Source organism: Albidovulum sp. (assembly GCF_049646345.1).
Lineage (GTDB): Bacteria > Pseudomonadota > Alphaproteobacteria > Rhodobacterales > Rhodobacteraceae > Albidovulum.
Genome location: NZ_JBARVQ010000099.1, coordinates 1 through 2,617, shown reverse-complemented (window position 1 = coordinate 2,617; position 2,617 = coordinate 1). Strand labels below are relative to the sequence as shown.

General features: G+C 61.5%; 3 protein-coding genes. 2 read left to right on the top strand and 1 reads right to left on the bottom strand.

The annotated features are described in order from the left end of the window. Positions 1 to 146 precede the first annotated feature (146 nt). A complete protein-coding gene (locus WBB85_RS02535) occupies positions 147 to 512 on the bottom strand; it encodes a VOC family protein (RefSeq protein WP_432637052.1) in 366 nt (121 codons plus the stop codon). A gap of 198 nt (positions 513 to 710) precedes the next feature. Between WBB85_RS02535 and WBB85_RS02530 the strand changes: the two genes are divergently transcribed. Both WBB85_RS02530 and WBB85_RS02525 read left to right on the top strand, forming a co-directional pair. Then, positions 711 to 1,472 (top strand): electron transfer flavoprotein subunit beta/FixA family protein, encoded by a 762-nt coding sequence (locus tag WBB85_RS02530; protein WP_432637051.1) that lies wholly within the window; start codon positions 711 to 713, stop codon positions 1,470 to 1,472. Further along, on the top strand, positions 1,472 to 2,398 hold the full coding sequence (locus WBB85_RS02525; RefSeq protein WP_432637050.1) for an electron transfer flavoprotein subunit alpha/FixB family protein: 927 nt from the start codon (positions 1,472 to 1,474) through the stop codon (positions 2,396 to 2,398). The genes WBB85_RS02530 and WBB85_RS02525 overlap by 1 nt, the downstream gene beginning before the upstream one ends. Positions 2,399 to 2,617 lie beyond the last annotated feature (219 nt).

The following is a 2,617-nucleotide window of genomic DNA, read 5'->3' as shown; positions in this document are numbered from 1 at the left end:
TTATGACGACCTCTGGCGCGCCGCAGGGCAGGTCTGCGACCTCTTCACCGAGGAGGAATGCTACAACTTCTTCAAGGCCGCAGGATATGAAACCGATTAGGCGCAACACGCTCTAAACCCACCTTACAATCATATTCGTCGGGCGTTCAAACAGGCTGCCACAACTCGATCGGGTTTCCTTCGGGGTCGTTGAGCCAGGCGAAGCTGCCATTGGGATAGGGCGAATTCGGGTCGCGCCGCACCTCGATGCCCGCAGCTTCCAGCTGCGCGATCATCGCGTCGAGATCCCGTACCCGAAAATTCAGCATGAACTGCTTTTCGAGATTGCCGAAATAATCGGTCGCCTTTTCGAACGGCGCGAAAACGGTCGCGCCAGCCTCCTGCTGCCAGCAGGGCGTGCCGTAATCACCCGGCACCGGATCGATCCCCAGATGATCGTGATACCACTTCGCAAGTTCGCCGGGGTTTTCCGACCGAAAGAAGAAGCCACCAAAACCGGTCACCTTTTCCATCGCGACCCTCCCTGTCTGCGCCCGCAAAGCCTATCACAACACAGCGCCTCGGGCACCGCCTTTCAAAACGTGGCGTCGATGCGACAAAGCGCGTCGATTTTGCACTGTTTTCGCAGCCGCAGAACCGCTAAGTGACGTCCGGGAGCTTTTCTTGCCGTCCGGGCGCGGGCGGCTTCGGTATTAAGGGAGATCAAGCCCATGAAGGTACTTGTGCCTGTCAAGCGGGTGATCGACTACAACGTGAAGGTTCGCGTCAAAGCGGACGGATCGGGTGTCGATCTTGCCAATGTCAAAATGTCGATGAACCCGTTCGACGAGATTGCCGTCGAAGAGGCGATCCGCATCAAGGAACGCGGCGAGGCGGAAGAGATCATCGTGGTCTCGATCGGCGTCAAGCAGGCGCAGGAAACCCTGCGCACGGCACTCGCGATGGGTGCCGACCGTGCGATCCTGATCGAAGCGGCCGATGACGTGCACACCGATATTGAGCCCCTGGCCGTCGCCAAGCTCTTGAAAGCTGTGGTCGAGGCCGAAGGCCCGGGCATCGTGCTTTGCGGCAAGCAGGCGATCGACAACGACATGAACGCCACCGGCCAGATGCTGTCCGCACTTCTCGGCTGGTCGCAGGCGGCATTCGCCTCCGAGCTGAAACTCGAAGGCGACAGCGCCGTCGTGACGCGCGAGGTTGATGGCGGTCTGCAGACGATCAAGGTCAAGATGCCTGCCATCGTGACCGTCGACCTGCGCCTGAACGAGCCGCGCTATGCTTCGCTGCCAAACATCATGAAGGCGAAAAAGAAGCCGCTGGAAGAGAAAACCGCCGCCGATTACGGCGTCGATGTCACCCCGCGCCTGACCATCGTCAAGACGGTGGAACCGGCAGGTCGCAAGGCGGGCGTCAAAGTGGGCTCGGTTGACGAGCTGATCGCGAAACTCAAAGACGAAGCGGGGGTGATCTGATGGCTGTTCTTCTCCTGGGTGAAGTGACTGACGGGCACCTTTCCGTCGATGCCACCGCGAAAGCCCTGACTGCCGCCAAGATGCTGGGCGATGTGACCGTTCTTTGCGCCGGCGCCAAGGCGGCCGACGCGGCGGCTGAAGCGGCGAAACTCGACGGCGTCAAAAAGGTGCTCTGCGCCGAGGATGCCTCGCTCGGCCATCGTCTGGCCGAACCGACCGCGGCGCTGATCGCCTCGCTCGCTGGCGACTATTCGCATATCATCGCGCCCGCGACGACAGATGCCAAAAACGTGCTGCCGCGCGTGGCCGCCCTTCTTGACGTGATGGTCATCTCGGACGTCTCGGGCGTCGTCGATGGCGATACGTTCGAACGGCCGATTTATGCTGGCAACGCGATCCAGACGGTGAAGTCGACGGACGCGAAGAAAGTCGTCTCGATCCGCACATCGACCTTCGATCCGGCCGGTCAGGGCGGGTCTGCCTCGGTCGAAACCATCGGTGCTGCCACCAATCCGGGCCTGTCGGAATGGGTCGAGGACAAGGTCGCGGCCAGCGACCGTCCGGAACTGACCTCGGCCGGGATCGTCGTCTCGGGCGGTCGCGGTGTGGGGTCGGAAGCCGACTTTGCGCTGATCGAGAAGCTCGCCGACAAGCTCGGCGCAGCGGTCGGTGCCTCGCGTGCTGCGGTGGATTCCGGTTACGCCCCGAACGACTGGCAGGTCGGCCAGACCGGCAAGGTCGTGGCGCCGAACCTCTATGTCGCCGTCGGCATCTCGGGCGCGATCCAGCACCTTGCGGGCATGAAGGACAGCAAGGTCATCGTCGCGATCAACAAGGACGAAGAGGCGCCGATCTTCCAGGTCGCCGATTACGGCCTTGTCGCCGACCTCTTTGCCGCTGTGCCGGAACTGACCGACAAACTCTGAGCATCAGCACATCGATCAGAAAAGGCCCGCCAAATGGCGGGCCTTTTTCATTCACCTTACCGGGTTTCCCCCTGACCTGAATTTCTGCAAAAGTGGGCAGGATAAACCAGAGGTGGGACAGGATGCAGCGACGAAACTTCATCGCAGGGGGCGTGGCATTGAGCGCGAGCGGCATGGGGACCGGGCGGGCAGCAGCAGCAGCCACAGGGTTCCATGTTC

Coding starts and splice junctions, on each gene's coding strand:
- WBB85_RS02535 (WP_432637052.1), bottom strand. CDS start 512: ATGGAAAAGGTGACCGGTTTTGGTGGCTTCTTCTTTCGGTCGGAAAAC.
- WBB85_RS02530 (WP_432637051.1), top strand. CDS start 711: ATGAAGGTACTTGTGCCTGTCAAGCGGGTGATCGACTACAACGTGAAG.
- WBB85_RS02525 (WP_432637050.1), top strand. CDS start 1,472: ATGGCTGTTCTTCTCCTGGGTGAAGTGACTGACGGGCACCTTTCCGTC.